The 16,219-nt window shown below is 71.8% G+C and carries 9 protein-coding genes; 2 read left to right on the top strand and 7 right to left on the bottom strand.

Annotation, left to right across the window (positions count from 1 at the left end; all coding sequences use genetic code 11):
* Positions 1-128 precede the first annotated feature (128 nt).
* The 4 genes from ilvN to gatB all read right to left on the bottom strand — a co-directional run bounded on the left by ilvN (position 129) and on the right by gatB (position 8,529).
* A complete protein-coding gene (ilvN, locus tag EKD16_RS05635; protein WP_131097416.1) occupies positions 129-653 on the bottom strand; it encodes an acetolactate synthase small subunit in 525 nt (174 codons plus the stop codon).
* A 39-nt stretch (positions 654-692) separates the two neighbouring features.
* Entirely contained in the window at positions 693-2,453 is a 1,761-nt protein-coding gene (locus EKD16_RS05630) for an acetolactate synthase large subunit (protein WP_131097415.1), read from the bottom strand.
* A gap of 786 nt (positions 2,454-3,239) precedes the next feature.
* A complete protein-coding gene (locus EKD16_RS05625) occupies positions 3,240-5,942 on the bottom strand; it encodes a putative bifunctional diguanylate cyclase/phosphodiesterase (protein WP_131097414.1) in 2,703 nt (900 codons plus the stop codon).
* 1,036 nt (positions 5,943-6,978) lie between these two features.
* A complete protein-coding gene (gene gatB, locus EKD16_RS05620) occupies positions 6,979-8,529 on the bottom strand; it encodes an Asp-tRNA(Asn)/Glu-tRNA(Gln) amidotransferase subunit GatB (protein ID WP_165498500.1) in 1,551 nt (516 codons plus the stop codon).
* 480 nt (positions 8,530-9,009) lie between these two features.
* On the opposite strand from gatB, the gene EKD16_RS05615 reads away from it, so the two are divergent.
* Positions 9,010-10,221, top strand: a complete 1,212-nt coding sequence (locus EKD16_RS05615; protein WP_131097412.1) for a thioester domain-containing protein — start codon at positions 9,010-9,012, stop codon at positions 10,219-10,221.
* Positions 10,222-10,719: 498 nt separating this feature from the next.
* Positions 10,720-11,886, top strand: a complete 1,167-nt coding sequence (locus EKD16_RS05610; protein WP_131097411.1) for a thioester domain-containing protein — start codon at positions 10,720-10,722, stop codon at positions 11,884-11,886.
* Between the two features lie 244 nt (positions 11,887-12,130).
* Here the strand turns inward: EKD16_RS05610 and gatA are convergent, their stop codons facing one another.
* From gatA to EKD16_RS05595, 3 genes are all read right to left on the bottom strand, one after another.
* Positions 12,131-13,609, bottom strand: a complete 1,479-nt coding sequence (gatA, locus tag EKD16_RS05605) for an Asp-tRNA(Asn)/Glu-tRNA(Gln) amidotransferase subunit GatA (protein WP_131102086.1) — start codon at positions 13,607-13,609, stop codon at positions 12,131-12,133.
* A 20-nt stretch (positions 13,610-13,629) separates the two neighbouring features.
* A complete protein-coding gene (gatC, locus tag EKD16_RS05600; protein ID WP_131097410.1) occupies positions 13,630-13,929 on the bottom strand; it encodes an Asp-tRNA(Asn)/Glu-tRNA(Gln) amidotransferase subunit GatC in 300 nt (99 codons plus the stop codon).
* Between the two features lie 176 nt (positions 13,930-14,105).
* The gene (locus EKD16_RS05595; RefSeq protein WP_131097409.1) at positions 14,106-16,187 is read right to left on the bottom strand and encodes a putative bifunctional diguanylate cyclase/phosphodiesterase; all 2,082 of its coding nucleotides are present in this window, start codon (positions 16,185-16,187) and stop codon (positions 14,106-14,108) included.
* Between the last annotated feature and the right edge of the window lie 32 nt (positions 16,188-16,219).

The raw sequence follows: 16,219 nt of genomic DNA, 5'->3' as shown, positions 1-16,219 counted from the left end.
GCTTACTCCTTGCGTGTGTCAGAACGTGTGCGGTTCGTGCTGGGCGGGGCCGCGCCGCGGCTCGGGCGCGGAGGGCGGACACTCGTCGCGGCGGACCGCGCCTTGTGGGCGCGGGCCCGCCGCGGCGCTCACGCGCTGCGCTCTACCGCGCGCAGTGAGCGGTCGGTGATGGACCGGGGGCCGCGGCCCAGCGCGACCAGGCCCGACTTCACCAGTTCCTTGATGCCGAACGGTTCGAGGTTGCGCACCAGCGCGTCGAGCTTCTCGGGCTTTCCGGTGGCCTCGATCACCACGGCATCGGGGCCGACGTCGACGATGTCGGCCCGGAAGAGCTCGGCCGTCTGGATGACGGCGGCCCGGTTGGCGGTGTCGGCTTTGACCTTGGCCAGCAGGAGCTCCCTGCGGACCGAGGCGTCGTTGTCCATCTCGACGATCTTGATGACGTTGACCAGCTTGTTGAGCTGCTTGGTCACCTGCTCCAAGGGGTGGCGGTCGCAGTTGACCACGATCGTCATGCGGGAAAGGCCCTCGTACTCGGTGGTGCTGACGCTGAGCGAGTGGATGTTGAACCCGCGCCGCGAGAACAGCGCCGATGTCCGGGCGAGTATGCCGGGGGTGTCTTCCACGAGGACGGAAAGGGTGTGCTGGCTCATGGTGACGTCGTCGCCTCTCTGGCGAACCGGTGCGGTCCGCTAGTCCTCGTCCTCCCAGTCCGGCGCCATGTCGCGCGCGTACTGGATGTTGTCGTTGCTGGTGCCGGGTCCGACCATGGGCCAGACCATCGCGTCGTGGTTGACGGAGAAGTCCACGACCACCGGCGCGTCGTCGACCGCCATCGCCTTCTCGACGGTGGCGTCGATGTCCTCGGCCCGTTCGCAGCGCAGCCCCACACAACCGTAGGCCTCGGCGAGGCGCACGAAGTCGGGAACGCGGACTTCGCGGTCGCGCGGGGCGGTCCGCAGGTCGGTGTTGGAGTAGCGCCCCTCGTAATAGAGGGTCTGCCACTGCCGCACCATGCCGAGGTTGCCGTTGTTGACGACGGCGACCTTGATCGGAATTCCCTCGATGGCGGCCGTCGCCAGCTCCTGGTTGGTCATCTGGAAGCAGCCGTCGCCGTCGACGGCCCACACCGTGCGGTCGGGGTCGCCGACCTTCGCGCCCAGCGCGGCGGGCACGGAGAACCCCATGGTGCCCAGGCCGCCGGAGTTGACGAAGCCGCCGGGCTTCTTGTAGCCGATGAACTGGGCGGCCCACATCTGGTGCTGGCCGACGCCCGCGACGTAGGTGGCGTCGGACCCGACGATCTCGCCCAGGCGCTGGATGACCTTCTGCGGCGACAGGGAGCCGTCGCCGGCCTCCTCGTAGCCCAGCGGGTAGACCTCGCGCAACCGGTCCAGCTGGGCCCACCACGCGGCGTAGTCGCCCTGGCGGCCGGCCGCCTGGTCGTTGCGGACGGCCACGACCAGGTCGGCGATGACCTCGCGGCAGTCGCCGACGATGGGCACGTCGGCGTGGCGGTTCTTGGAGATCTCGGCGGGGTCGATGTCGGCGTGGACGACCTTGGCGCCGGGGGCGAAGCTGTCGAGCCTGCCGGTGACCCGGTCGTCGAAGCGCGCGCCCAGGGCCACGATCAGGTCGGCCTTCTGCAGCGAGCCCACCGCGGCGACGGTGCCGTGCATCCCCGGCATGCCCAGGTTCTGCGGATGGCTGTCGGGGAAGACCCCCCGCGCCATCAGCGTGGTGGTGACCGGCACCCCCGTCAGCTCGGCCAGCACCCGCAACTCTTGGGCGGCGCCCGAGCGCAGCACGCCGCCGCCGACGTAGAACACGGGCCGGCGCGCCTCGGAGATCATCCGCGCGGCCTCGCGGATCTGCTTGCCGTGCGGCTTGGTCACGGGGCGGTAGCCGGGCATGTCGAGGCGCTGGGGCCAGCTGAAGGCGGTACTCGCCTGCAGCGCGTCCTTGGCGATGTCGACGAGCACGGGGCCGGGGCGCCCCGACGATGCGATGTGGAACGCCTCGGCGATGGTGGCCGGGATGTCGTCGGCGTCCTTGACGAGGTAGTTGTGCTTGGTGATGGGCATCGTGATGCCGCAGATGTCGGCTTCCTGGAAGCCGTCCGTGCCGATCAGCGGGGTGGCCACCTGCCCGGTGATGGCGACCATCGGCACCGAGTCCATGTGGGCGTCGGTGAGCGGGGTGACGAGGTTGGTGGCGCCGGGACCGCTGGTGGCCATGCAGACGCCGGGGCGCCCGGTGGCGTAGGCGTAGCCCTCGGCCGCGTGCCCCGCCCCCTGCTCGTGGCGCATCAGGATGTGCCGCACGTTGGCCGAGTCGTAGAGGGGATCGTAGGCGGGGAGGATCGCCCCGCCGGGGATCCCGAAAACAACGTCGACACCGGCATGCTCCAGTGACCTGATGAGCGATTGGGCTCCGGTCATCTGCTCGGTCATCGCAAGAATCCTTCGGAGAGGGCTCGTCGTCGGGAGAGTGCTTGAGCAACAAAAAACCCCCCACCGCGAGTGCGGTTGGAGGGAGCGCGCAGCGAAAGACTCGGTCAGCTGGCTGCGCGCCGACCAAGTACGAGAATGAGGAAGTTGCTCTGCACGTCAACAACAATGACCGAGGGGATACGAGCCCGTCAACTGAAACGCGATTTTGTCTCATTATTTGAGACGACTGGATCAGAATCCGAATGGGACCCAGGTCACAATTCCAGCCCAGCAGCACATCGAACCAGCGGACAATCACCGCAAACCGACGCGAAGCTTCCGCGAGGCCGATGGCAGACGGCGGCGGCCCCTGCCCGCCGGCGCCAGTGCGATCCCGCTCCTTGGGCCGGGCGAGGGGCGCGCAGCGCGGAGGCGACCCGGATGCGGCCCGCCGCCCATCCTTCGTGAAGAAACGGGCGCCCACAGGGCCTGTGGGCGACCGTTTCTTCACGAAGCCCTCACCCAAACCGGCATAACGGACATACCGGCACCCGATTCCCGCCGAGTCTTGCTTCAGGGACGGTTTCGGCGTCGAGACTGTCCCTGGAGGCAGGCTCGGCGCGGCGTCGGGCGCGCCACCGGCGGGCACCCGGCCCGTTGGGCTCGGGCCCGGCCCACCGCCGCCCTCGCCGCTGCTTCTCCGTGCAGGCCACCCGCCGCCCGGCAAACCGCAAGGCCGCACAGTGGACCGTTGCCGCATTGCTACGGCAGTCGGCGGCCGGACTCGGCGGCAGGCACGGCCGCCGCCTACAGCGGAATCCCCGCCTCCCCGCCGACCAGGGCCTCCACGCCTTCGGCCACCATCGGGCGGGCGACCAGGAAGCCCTGGCCGTAGCCGCAGCCCATCGAGCGCAGCTGTTCGAGCTGCTCGGAGCGCTCGATGCCCTCGGCCACCACCTGCACACCCAGGTCCTGGCCGAGCCGGATGATGGTGTGGGTCAGCAGCGTGACGGTGCCGTCCGTGCCGAGGTCGCGGATGAACGACGGATCGATCTTTATGGTGTCCACGCGCAGTTCGCGCAAGTGGGCCAGCGAGGCGTAGCCCAGTCCGAAGTCGTCGATGGCCAGCCGCACGCCCAATCGGCGCAGCTCGGCCAGCCGTTCCACGGCCTCGCCCTGGTCCTCCAGCAGGACCTCCTCGTCGACCTCCATGGTCAGCACCTCGGCGGGCAGCCCGCTGTCGGCCAACGCACCCGCCACCGTCTCGACGAACCGCGGCGCCAGGATCTGCTTGACCGAGAGGTTCACCGACAGCGCGATGTCCCAGTCGGATGCGCGCCACAGCGCGACCTTCTCGCACGCCTCGCGCAGGATCCACTCCCCCAGCGGCGTGATCAGACCCGACTCCTCTGCCGGGCCGATGAAGCCCTCCGGCAGCACCCGCTCGTCGCCGCGCTGCCAGCGCACCAGCGCCTCGACCGCGGTCACCTGCGAGCTCTCCAGATCCACGACCGGCTGGTACTCCAGCACGAAGTCACCGTTGGCCAGCGCCTGGCGCAGCTCGGTCTGCAGCTCCAGTCGGCCCACGACCTTGGCGTGCATGTGCGCCGCGTAGATCTCCAGCCGCCCGCCTCCGCCGTTCTCCTTGGCGCGGGCCATGGCCATATCGGCGTTGCGCAGCAGCTCGCCGCTTTCCATGCCCGACTCGGCGAACGCCACGCCCGCGCTGGCGGAAAGCACCACCTCGCGGTCGGCGACCTGGAACGGCTCGGCGCTGACCGCCCGCACCAGCCGCTCGGCGAAGTCGACCACCTGCTGGGCGTTGGCGCTGTACTCGATCAGCACGGCGAACTCGTCGCCGCCCCACCGCGCCAGGGTGAAGCCGGAGTCGGTGGTGGCGCGCAGGCGACGGCCCGCCTGGGCCAGCAGGTAGTCGCCGAAGGTGTGCCCTGCGGAGTCGTTGACCGCCGTGAACCCGTCCAGGTCCAGAAAGATCGCGGCGATCTCGCCCCGGTACTGGCCGCGCTCGCGGCGCACCAGCACTTCGCGCGCCCGCTCCTCCAGGTAGGCGCGGTTGGGCAGACCGGTGATCCCGTCGTGGAAGGTGAGGTGGTTGACCTGGTCCTCCAGCGCCACCTGGGCACTGATGTCGCGTGTGGTCACCAGCAGCCGGTCCGGCTCGCCGGGCTGCTCGTACAGCGAGGCGGTGGACTCCGTGTGGCGCCAGGTGCCGTCGCCGGCGCGCACCCGCAGCCGCAGGTGGATGCCCTCGCCGCCGCTGCGGTCGAACGCCGCCATGGCCGCGGAGACCTGGGGCAGGTCCTCGGGATGCACGATGGCGGTGACCGGCTCGGTGAGCAGGTCGTCGAGCCGGTAGCCGAACGCCTCTGCTGCGCCGGGGCTGACATAGAAGATGCGGGCGTCGAAGTCGAGGAGGAGGATGACGTCGCCGCTGTTCTTGGCCAGCTCGTGGAAGTGCTGCTCCCGCGTGTGCACCATGCGGGAGAGGGTCGCGTTCTCCTCCAGCAGACCGCTCATCCGCACCAGCAGCACGATCACCGCGGAGCCCGCCGCGAGCGGCAGGACGGGCGCGAGATTGTCGACGCGCAGCGCCCCGATGGTCAGCACCACCGCGGCGACGAACAGCGCGCCGCAGGCGGCGATCTCCGGGGCGAAACGGTAGAGGCCGCGTCCGGTGATCCGGCGCGGGCGGGCGCTCGCCCGGTCGCGGATCAGCCACGGCAGGCTGCCCAGCAGCGCGAAGCCGAGGAAGCGCACCGGGTACTCGATTCCGCCCGCCGGCAGCACCCCGGTCAGCCGGGTCACCGCGCCGATCAGGTCGGCGCCGCAGATGATCACGAACGCGCCGATGGCCAGCAGCACCGCGCGGCGCGTGCTGTGCGGCGAGGTGAACACCAGAGGCGCCAGCAGGCACAGCACGACGATGTCGGCGACCGGGTAGACCAGCGCGAACGCGAGGAACTCCCCGTCCTCGCCCAGTGCGCTGTAGAGCGGCGCGAACAGCAGCAGCCACACGATCGAGAAAAGGGCGGCCGCGCACACGTAGCTGTCCGTCATGTGCCGGATCACCGGCCGGAACCCCCGCGGCAGCGGCGCGAACCGGGTGAAACCGAGGACGAACAGCGGCAGCGCCACGAGCGAGAACAGGTCGCCGAAGCTCAGCGAGACCGCGGCAGTGGTGCTGAGCAGCCCGGTGACGGCGTAGACGAAGGCGCCGGCGCTCCAGGCGAGCGCCGCCAGGCCGAGGAAGCGCAGCGCGGCCGCGCCGTCGGCGCCGTCGGCGTTGGCCTCGCTGTCGGCGGTCGTGGCGGCCCGGCGGCGCGCGGCGTACAGCAGCGACCCGGCCGCGGCGGCCGCGGCCACGGCGGGCGGCCAGGAGCCGAGCCAGGCCGTCAGGCTGACCTCGCCGACGCTGACGAGCGCGCCGAGCGCGTAGACCAGCGCGAGGGCGACGATGGCTCCCAGCCAGATGCGCGAGTCGGCCTTCATCGCGCCCCTCCCGGACGTGCGCTGAAGGCCGGGTGGACCGATCCCACCGCGGCGACCGTGATCATCACTGGTAGGGCGCGTCGGCTGCGGCGTCGCGGCCGCAGCGAAGGCACCCGCCTCCTTCCGGAATGCGTGCCCCGTACGGGTCGTGCGGGCCGGTCGGGCCCTTCGGGGCGAATCTGGGGGATGGTCGAGGAGCGAGGGGGCCGACAGGCACGCTCCGCTCCTCGCGCGGCTTGCGGGTGCGAAGGTGCGCCCGTGTCCGCACGCCTCGGCCGCGGTCGGTCCGCCGGTCCGCGCCGGAGGCCCGGCACGCCGAACGGACAGGGCGCGCGTTCGACGGTGCGGTCGGCGAAGCGGTCAACGAAGGACTCCTCCTCCCGCACTGTCGGCGCGCGAGGGCCGCATCGGGCCCGCGGGGCGCAGCCGCGGCTTCGGGGCCGGACCCCTCGGCACCGGGGCGTCGACGACGGGTACCGGATCCCGGGGTGCGGCTCGGTGGCGACCACTCCGCATTGGGGAGCGGCTCGGGTTCGCCGCCGGTCTGCCGACTCGCCTGGACGCATGTCTTTCGGATCCCGCATGAAAAGGCTAGTCACCCAAGGTCACGCTGAGATAGAGATGCAGCAGAGACACGGCGACGACATGATCACCGTGGGTGATCTCTCCTTGTCGTTTCCGCTGCCGGCGCCCGCCGCCGCGGAAGCGCCCGTGTTCAACGACTCCCCCGATTCATACCGCCCCCGTCTATCGCACGGCACCCTTATCGCGCCGCGCGTCTCGTCCCCGTCCTCGGATGACGGCCCGGTGTCCACGGGCCGCCCCTTCCGAACCGGCGCCCCGACCGGCGCAAGCGGCGCTCGGCGCGCTTCGGGGTCGGGGCACGGTTCCTCCCTCGGGACACGCGCCCGTGCGGACGGTACCGACCGCACCGGCCATGCCGGGCCGTGCGCGGACGTGTGCCGGCACCTGACCGCGGCCACCTCTGCCCTGCCCGGTCCGGGCCCTCGTCGAGCGGCGCTCGTCGGCCCTACGGTCACTGGGCGCCGAGGCGCTCCAGGATCAGTTCGCGGGCGCGGCCGGCGTCGGCCTGTCCGCGGGTGGCCTTCATCACCGCGCCGACCAGGGCGCCCGCCGCCGCCACCTTGCCCCCGCGGACCTTGTCGGCCGCGTCGGGGTTGTCGGCGATGGCCTGGTCGACGGCCGCACCCAGCGCCGAGTCGTCGCTGACGACTTTCAGCCCGCGCGCCTCCACGACGTCGTCGGGGCCTCCCTCGCCGGCCAGCACACCCTCGACGACCTGGCGCGCCAGCTTGTGGGTGAGCGTCCCTTCGGACACCAGCGCCGCCACGCGGGCCACCTGCTCAGGCGTGATCGCCAGCGCCGCGAGTTCGACATCGGACTCGGTGGCGCGGCGCGAAAGCTCGTTGAGCCACCACTTGCGGGCGTCGTCCGGCGAGGCCCCCGCCTCGACCGTTGCGGCGACCAGGTCGATGGCCTCGGCGTTGACGAGATCGCGCAGCTCCTCGTCGGAGAGCCCCCACTCGGCCTTGACCCGGGCGCGCTTGGCCGCGGGCAGCTCGGGCAGCCCGGCCCGCAGCTCCTCGACCCACTCGGCGCCGGGCGCCACCGGAACCAGGTCGGGGTCGGGGAAGTACCGGTAGTCCTGGGCCTCCTCCTTGCTGCGGCCCGAGACCGAGGAACCGGTGTTCTCCTGGAAGTGCCGGGTCTCCTGCACCACGCGCTCCCCGGCGCCGAGCACGCCGGCCTGGCGCTCGATCTCCGAGCGGACGGCGCGCTCCACCGAGCGCAGCGAGTTCACGTTCTTGGTCTCGCTGCGGGTGCCCCACTCGGCGGCGCCGCGCGGCATCAAGGAGACGTTGACGTCGCAGCGCAGCGACCCCTCCTCCATGCGCACGTCGGAGATCCCCAGCGAGCGCACCAGGTCGCGCAGTTCGGTGGCGTATGCGCGGGCGACCTGCGGCGCCAGGTCGCCGGTGTGCTCGATCGGCTTGGTCACGATCTCCAGCAGCGGGATGCCGGCGCGGTTGTAGTCGACGATGGAGTACTCGGCACCGTGGATGCGTCCGGTGGCGCCGCCCATGTGCGCGGTCTTGCCGGTGTCCTCCTCCATGTGCACGCGCTCGATCTCCACGCGGACCACGCGTGCACCCTCGGGGGTGTCGACGGTCACGTCCAGGTAGCCGTCGGTGCACAGCGGCTCGTCGTACTGCGAGATCTGGTAGTTCTTCGGCATGTCGGGGTAGTAGTAGTTCTTCCGCGCGAAGCGGCACCACGAGGCCACCGAGCAGTTCAGCGCCAGCCCGAGCCGGATCGCGCTCTCCACCGCCGTCCCGTTGACCACCGGCAGCGAGCCCGGCAGGGCCAGGCACACCGGGCACACCTGGGTGTTGGGGTCGGCGCCGAAGGCCGTGGCGCAGGAGCAGAACATCTTCGAGGCCGTGCCGAGCTCGACATGGGTCTCAAGCCCGAGCACCGGCTCATAGGAGCGCATGGCGTCGTCGAAGGCCACGGGGGCCGGACCGTCACCGCTCTTGGCAGGGCTACTCGTTACCGCGCCAACCATCGCCGCACAACCCGTTTCCGTATCCGAAGAGGTCCCGCTCCGGCGAACCGGGCGGGACCGTCCCAATCTCGTTCAGCGTCGCCGCCATCCCACCGGCGGAATCGCGGCGGGCCGCCGCACCCGCCCGGCGCCGAACGCGCCCGGCAGCAGGTGGCAGGCCGCCCCCTTGCAGCCTATTCGATGCCCGGCCCGCGAAGGAGACGTCCGCGGCGGTGCGGGCCTGCAGCGGGCCCCGGCGGCCGGGCCGATGGTGCCCGGACATCGGCCTTGCCCCTCAGTGGTGGCGCGATTACGCGGCAGGAGCGCTATGTCACAGCATGCGCACGATTCGACGTCGGCTCGTGCCGGAGCCCCGGTCAGAGGGGTGGCGCCCGGTTAACCTGAGCTTGCCGAAGCAGGTCGACCGGTCCTACCTCGCCCTGCCCGCCCGTGCCCGCCCCCGGTCTCGCACCGGCCCGCACCTCGGGGAGGGATCGCCTGATGTCCGGATTCGCACGGCGGTGCCTCGCGGCGGCGGCCGCGCTCGCCATCGCGGCCGGAGTGCCGCTGCCGGCGTCCGCCGAGAGCATCACCCGCGTCGCCCCCGACCCCGCACCCGGCGCCACCGTCCGGCTGGCGGACGGCAGCGCCGCCGAGACCTCCCTGTACCGGCTGATGGCGGGCGAGGACGTCGCGGTGGACGCCTACTGCGCGGACATCAGCACCAGCGTCAACCCGCGCGCCGCCTACACGGAGGCGGAGTGGGACGGCAGCGGTGTGCCGCGGTCCGCCCCCGCCGCCTCCGCCGCCGTCAGCTGGATCACCGGCCACTCCTACCCGGAGGTCGGCCTCAAGACGCTGCGCACGCTCAGCGGCGCGACCGCGCTCGATCGGGAGCAGGCGATCGCGGCGACGCAGGCGGCGGTCTGGCACCACACCAACGGCGTGAACCTGGCCCGGGGCACCGGACGGCAGGCCGGCAACGCGGCGTCCACGCTGGACCTCTACGACTATCTGCTGGCCGGTGCCGAGGAGAACGGCGGCGCCGAGCCGGGGGCCACGCTGGCGCTGGCCCCGGCGCGTGTCGAGGGCGCCGACCCCGCAGCGGCGATCGGCCCGCTAACCGTGGAGACGACTTCCTCGGGCCCGGTGGCCGTGTGGGTGCGCGGCGCGCCGAACGGCCGGATCACCGACGGCGAGGGCGGCGCCGTCGAGCTGGTCCGCGACGGCGAGGAGTTCTTCCTGCGTCTGCCGCCGGAGACACCCGCCGGGGTGGCCACCGTCTACGCCCGCGTGACCGACGCCGAAGTGCGGCCCGGGCGGCTGTACGCGGGCAAGGACGGCGTGCGCACCCAGCCGCTGGTCGCGGCCGACCACGTGGTCACCTCGGCGACCGCTGTGGCGAAGGTCGACTGGGTGCCCGAGGCCCCCGCGGCGGAGGCCGACCCGCGGCCCGAACCCCCCGAGTCCGCCCGACCGCCGGCGCAGCCCGACGAGCGGGACCAGGCGCCGTCCGCAGCGCCGTCCGCCCGACCGACCGCGGAGGCGTCCAGTCCCTCCCCCGAGGAGGTCGTCGTCGCCGAGGACCGCCGACCCGACGAGCACCTGGCGCAGACCGGAACCTGGTTGGGGACACTCCTCATTCTGGGCTTGGCCCTCGTGGCTGTGGGAGCGGCGGTACTGTACCTCGCCCGGCGCCGCCGCTCACTGTGATCCGCCGCGACGCTTCAGACCGCGCCGGGATGTCACCGTGGCCGGTTGCGGCCAGAAACCGGGGCGGTGAAGGGATGACCACCGGACGCGGGCGGTGAGCGTCGCAAAGGACCGATCACCCTACGGAGCGGCGCATCCGCACCTCTGGGGCGCCTCAGGGGCGGGCGGGACCCCCGGCTTCCCGCGGGTTTCGAATAACGGACAGCACAGAACAGATTCCGAATATTTTGGCGAAGCAGGTTGGAAGGCCGGAAATGGGTCGCTAGTATCTGGCGGTGCGGTAGTTGAGAAATCGCCGTCGCGGCCCCCGCTACCGTCCTCGGCGATCGGCATACTGCGCCCCCAGGGCGCCTGATCGACCCTCGGCCGAGCACCGCACCAGTAACCGGCGTCCGCGACGCCCTGCCCCTGGTCGGCCGAATGCTGTTCGCACCCTGAACTGCGAGAACAGCATTGTCCGGTTTCCCCTAAACATCACCGGGACACGATTTGAGCATAATGAGTCACCCCCTGCCCGACACGCGCCGCAGTCGCGCGGTCACGAAGCTCGCTGCCACCGCTGCGGCCGCCACCCTCGCCGTCGGGCTCTCCGCCGCCCCGGCCGCCGCTGAAGGGGCCGTCGGCAAGGATGTCGGCACGACGCTGTTCAACCTGGAGCTCGAAGACGGCACGGTCCTCAAGACCTACTGCATCGACTTCGAGACCCCGATCCGCGGCGGTGCCGAGTACCAGGAAGACGACTGGGCGAACTACCCCGGCAAGGGCGAGTTCTCCGCACCGGCCAAGGTGCACTGGGTCCTCCAGCACAGCTACCCCTCGGTCGACATCGCCAGCCTCGCGGAGCAGAGCAAGGTCTCCGGGCTGGACAAGAAGGACGCCGTCGCCGGCACCCAGGCCGCCATCTGGCACTTCAGCAACGGCATCAAGCTCAAGAAGCACGGCAACGACAGCGAGGTGAAGGCGCTTTACGACTACCTCGTCGAGAACGCCGTCGAGGAGCCGCAGAGCGAGGAGCCCGAGATCTCGCTCAGCATCACCCCGGCCAAGGCCGAGGGCGAGGCGGGCAAGACCGTGGGCCCGTTCCTGCTGGAGTCCAGCTCCGAGACCGTCTCGGTGAAGCTCTCCGGCCCCGAGGGCATCAAGCTCGTCGACTCCGAGGGCAACGAGCTCTCCGAGGTCGCCAGCGGCACCGAGTTCGGCGTGATGATCCCCGAGGGCACCGCCCCGGGCCAGGCTGAGATCTCCGCCTCCGTCTCCTCCACCGAGCTGCACATGGGCCGCCTGTTCAAGGGCACGGGCAAGACGCCGACCCAGACCCTCATCACCGCCGAGACCAGCACCATCTCCTCGGAGGCCGCCGCCAAGGTCACCTGGACCGAGGGCGCCAAGCCCAGCCCGAGCCCCTCGCCGAGCGACACCCCGAGCCCGACGCCGAGCGAGACCCCGGACGACACCCCGAGCCCCTCGCCCAGCGAGACCCCTGACACCAAGCCCACCCCGAGCGAGACCCCGTCGACCCCGCCGTCCGCGGGTGACGACGACGAGGGCCTGCCGGTCACCGGTGCCGCCCTCGGCGGCCTGGTCGCCGCAGCGGTCGCCGCTCTGGGCGCCGGTGCGGGTGTCATGTACCTGAGCCGCAAGCGCCGCAGCTCCTCCGTGAGCTAAGGCCGCCTGAGACGGCCCCGCTGTCCGGCACCCACGGGTCCGGACAGCGGGTAGCGCCCGTCGCCGCGAGCACGCGGCGGCGGGCGCTTCGCTTACGGGTTGCCCGGCGTGACCACAGGTAGAGGATCAACGCCGAGACAACAGCAAGGGGCTCGGACCCCGCGGGATCCGAGCCCCTTGGCATGTCTTCGCCTGTCCGCCGCCGCTGTACTGCGGCAGCGGCCCAGCACGCCGCGGCCGACCGCTACACCGCGAACGCGCTCTTCGCCAGCAGAGGGCCGCCGTTGCGTTCGTTCAGCGCCGCCTCCACGGCCGCGCCCACCCGATAGGTGCGGTCGTCGGCCATCACCGGGGCCATGATCTGCAGCCCCACCGGCAGGCCGTCCTCCGGCGCCAGGCCGCACGGCACCGACAGGGCCGCGTTGCCGGCCAGGTTCGTCGGGATCGTGCACAGGTCGGCCAGGTACATCGCCATCGGATCGCCGGTGCGCTCGCCGACGGGGAACGCCGTCGTGGGCGTGGTAGGCGAGATCAGGACGTCGACGTTCTCGAACGCGGCGTCGAAGTCGCGCTTGATGAGCGTGCGGACCTGCTGGGCCGAGCCGTAGTAGGCGTCGTAGTAGCCGCTGGAGAGGGCGTAGGTGCCCAGGATGATGCGCCGCTTGACCTCGGGCCCGAAACCCTCGGCGCGGGTCAGCGACATGACCTCCTCGGCGCTGCGGGTGCCGTCGTCGCCCACACGCAGCCCGTAGCGCATCGCGTCGAAGCGGGCCAGGTTCGAGGAGCACTCGCTGGGTGCGATCAGGTAGTAGGCGGACAGCGCCGCGTCGAAGCTCGGGCAGGAGACCTCGACCACCTTGGCGCCCAGGGACTCCAACAGCTCCACCGTCTCCTGGAAGCGCTGCCGCACACCCGCCTGGTAGCCCTCGCCGTCCAGCTCGCGGACGACGCCGATGCGCAGGCCCGCGACGTCGCCGCGCCGGGCCGCCTCGACCACCGGCGGCACCGGGGCGTCCACCGAGGTGGAGTCGCGCGGGTCGTGGCCGGAGAACGCCTCGTGCAGCAGCGCCGCGTCCTGCACGCTGCGCGCGATGGGGCCCGGGGTGTCCAGCGACGAGGCGAAGGCGATCAGGCCGTAGCGCGAGGAGCCGCCGTAGGTGGGCTTGGCGCCGACCAGGCCGCAGACCGCGGCGGGCTGGCGGATGGAGCCGCCGGTGTCGGTGCCGGTGGCCAGCGGCGCCTCGAACGCCGCCACCGCCGCCGATGAGCCGCCGGAGGAACCGCCGGGGATGCGGGAGAGGTCCCAGGGGTTGCGCGTCGTCTGGAAGGCCGAGTTCTCCGTGGAGGAACCCATGGCGAACTCGTCCATGTTGGTCTTGCCCAGGATCACCATGCCGGCCTGGCGCAGCCGTGCGGTGACGGTGGCGTCATACGGCGGCCGCCAGTCGGCGAGGATCTTCGAGGCTGCGGTGGTGGGCATGTCCACAGTGGTGAAGACGTCCTTGTGCGCCACCGGAACGCCGGCCAGCGGTCCGGGGTCCTCCCCGGCCGCGATGCGCTCGTCGACGGCGCGCGCCTGGCCCAGCGCGGCCTCGCGGTCGGTGTGCAGATACGCGTGCACGTCGCCCTCGACCTCGGCGATGCGGTCCAGGTAGGCGCCGGTGGCCTCGACCGAGGTGGTGTCTTTCGCGTGGATGGCCGCGCCCAGCTCGGCGGCGCTCATCCGCAGCAGGTCGGCCGCGCTCACTGCTCCTCCCCCAGGATCTGCGGGACGCGGAAGCGCTGCTCCTCCACCGCAGGCGCGCCCGCCAGCGCCTGGTCGGGGCTCAGCCCGGGGAGAGACTCGTCGGGGCGGTAGACGTTGGTCAGCGGCAAGGCGTGCGAGGTCGGCGGGATGTCGCCCTGGGCGACCTCCTGCACCTTGGCCACAGCCGAGATGATCTCGTCGAGCTGGGCGGCGAGCTGGTCCAGCTCGTCCTCGTGCAGCGCCAGCCGCGACAACCGGGCGAGGTGAGCGACCTCATCGCGGGTGATGGCGGACATGTAGGCAAACCGTTTCTTCGGCGGAATCGGACGTGCCCGCTCCGCTGAACCGCCGGCGCGCCGGCGCCGGGACGCTCGCTGCGGGGCGGCGGCTCGGTGGATTCGGACAGCTCAATCCTATTGCCGTCCACGCGCGGCGGGCCCGCTCGCGCACCGCTCCGGCAGCCGCGGCAGGCTCAGGCCGAGCGGCTGTGCTCCTCGCTGGTCTCGCTGCCGCGGTAGCTCGCGGGGGGCCGGTGTCCGCCGTGCTCGACGAGCCAGGGCACCACGTCCACGGTCTGCAGCGGGGCGGCGAAGTAGCGGCCCTGTGCGGCGAAGCAGCCCATCGCGCGCATGTCGGAGGCCACCCCCTCGGTCTCCACGCCCTCGGCCACGGCGCGCATCCCCAGCGTGCCCACGAGGTCCACGGCCGACTGCACGATGAGGTGGCCGTCGGGGTCGGCCAGGCTGCGCCGGACGAAGGACTCGTCGAGCTTGATCTCCTCGACCGGCAGCCCGTTGAGCCGCGCCAGGGTGAAGTAGCCGGTGCCGAAGTCGTCCAGGGCCAGCGAGACGCCCAGGTCGGCCAGCGCGAGCATGGTGGGCGTGATGGCGTCGGCCTCGGCGACCATCACCCGTTCGCTGATCTCCAGCCGGAGCGCCTGCGGGGCGACGCCGTGGCGGCGCAGGGCCGCGGCGACGATGTCGGGCAGGGTCGGATCGAGCAGCTCGCGAGCGGAGAGGTTCACGGCCACGGGCAGCCGCACACCCTCCTCCCACCAGCGCGCGACCTGGGGCAGGGTGCGCTCCAGCACCTCGTGGGTGAAGCTGCGCATCAGGTAGGACTGTTCGACCAGCGGGACGAACTCCTCCGGAGGCAGGACGCCGCGCTGCGGGTGGCGCCAGCGCACGAGCGCCTCCAGTCCCACGGCGCGGTGGTCGGCCAGGCCGACCTTGGGCTGGTAGTACATCAGCAGCTCGTCGTCGACCAGGGCCCGGCGCAGCTCGCCGAAGAGGCTGAGGCGCGCCGTGGAGTTGCGGTCCTTGTCGGGCTCGTAGAGCTCCACGCCGGTGCGGCGCTCCTTGGCGACGTACATCGCGACGTCGGCCCGCTGCATGAGCAGTTCGAAGTCGGGGGCGTGGTTGGGGTAGAGCGCGATGCCGACGCTGGCCTCCAGGTCGAAGTCCATGCCGTCCAGCCGCATCGGCTCGGCCAGGCTGACGCGCAGCCGTGCGGCGACCTCGCGCGCCGATGCGGCGTCGCGCACCTGCGGCAGCAGGACCGCGAACTCGTCGCCGCCCAGCCGGGCGACGAGGTCGCCGGGGCGGACGCTGTGGATAAGGCGCCGCGCGACGGTCTGCAGCAGCCGGTCGCCGGTGGGGTGGCCCAGGGTGTCGTTGACCTCCTTGAAGCGGTCGAGGTCGAGCAGGAGGAGGCCGACCCGGTGTTTGCGCTGCTGTGCTTCGGCCAGCGCCTCCTGGGTGCGCAGGATGAGCAGCTTGCGGTTGGCGAGACCGGTGAGTTCGTCGTGATTGGCCTGGTGTTCGCGCTTCACCGACAGCGTGGCGCTGGTGTAGAGGGCGGCCAGCGGGAAGACGAACAGCGGGACCAGCCAGATCTCCTGGGTCATGGCCACCGAGACCAGCGGGGCGAGGCTGAGCAGGACGCCGTGGACGAACAGGCGCTGGCCGATGTCCTTGCGCAGCATGACCGACAGCGGCGCGCGTTCGTGGATGGCGGCGGCGGAGTCGACCAGCACCACGTTGCAGACGAAGTAGGCGGCGCCGGCGAGGGCGACCGCGGCGAGGTCGGGACCGCCGACGGAGCGGGGCGGCTCGCCGACCGGGCTCAGCAGCAGGCGCAGGAGGACGTCGGCCGCGCCGAAGCTGAGTACGTATTGGGCTATGTTGAACGCCACGCGATGCGGCGCGTGGCCGCGCACCGTCCCGGCGATCACCGAGGCCACGGCCTGCACCAGGACTGCCACCGGCAGCCCCAGCGAGATCAGCAGCGCAAAGGAGAACGGCAGCGAGGTGGGGGCGCCTTGGTCGGGTGCGCTGCGCGGCGTGGCGATGGGACGCAGCTCGCCGATGACGGCCATGCACAGCATCAGCCACACCAGCGGCATGGTGGAGAGCTGCTCCAGGCGGCCGAGCCCGTAGGAGTACAGCGCGGCGCCGAGGAGCACTCCCCCGGCGAGCGTGATGCCGGCGAGGTAGAGCCACAGCGGCGTCCCGGCCCGGGGACCGATGTCCCTCGTGCTGTTGGGATCCAACATAGACGTCCTCTGGGGGATTCATGGTGCCCGGC

This window comes from Streptomonospora litoralis (assembly GCF_004323735.1).
GTDB lineage: Bacteria > Actinomycetota > Actinomycetes > Streptosporangiales > Streptosporangiaceae > Streptomonospora > Streptomonospora litoralis.
Note: the sequence above shows the minus strand (reverse complement) of the source record. Positions and strands in the feature narration are given on the sequence as shown.

Excerpts from the sequence above, each read along its gene's own strand:
- ilvN (WP_131097416.1), bottom strand. The coding sequence starts at position 653 with ATGAGCCAGCACACCCTTTCCGTCCTCGTGGAAGACACCCCCGGCATA.
- EKD16_RS05630 (WP_131097415.1), bottom strand. The coding sequence starts at position 2,453 with ATGACCGAGCAGATGACCGGAGCCCAATCGCTCATCAGGTCACTGGAG.
- EKD16_RS05625 (WP_131097414.1), bottom strand. The coding sequence starts at position 5,942 with ATGAAGGCCGACTCGCGCATCTGGCTGGGAGCCATCGTCGCCCTCGCG.
- gatB (WP_165498500.1), bottom strand. The coding sequence starts at position 8,529 with ATGGTTGGCGCGGTAACGAGTAGCCCTGCCAAGAGCGGTGACGGTCCG.
- EKD16_RS05615 (WP_131097412.1), top strand. The coding sequence starts at position 9,010 with ATGTCCGGATTCGCACGGCGGTGCCTCGCGGCGGCGGCCGCGCTCGCC.
- EKD16_RS05610 (WP_131097411.1), top strand. The coding sequence starts at position 10,720 with ATGAGTCACCCCCTGCCCGACACGCGCCGCAGTCGCGCGGTCACGAAG.
- gatA (WP_131102086.1), bottom strand. The coding sequence starts at position 13,609 with ATGAGCGCCGCCGAGCTGGGCGCGGCCATCCACGCGAAAGACACCACC.
- gatC (WP_131097410.1), bottom strand. The coding sequence starts at position 13,929 with ATGTCCGCCATCACCCGCGATGAGGTCGCTCACCTCGCCCGGTTGTCG.
- EKD16_RS05595 (WP_131097409.1), bottom strand. The coding sequence starts at position 16,187 with ATGTTGGATCCCAACAGCACGAGGGACATCGGTCCCCGGGCCGGGACG.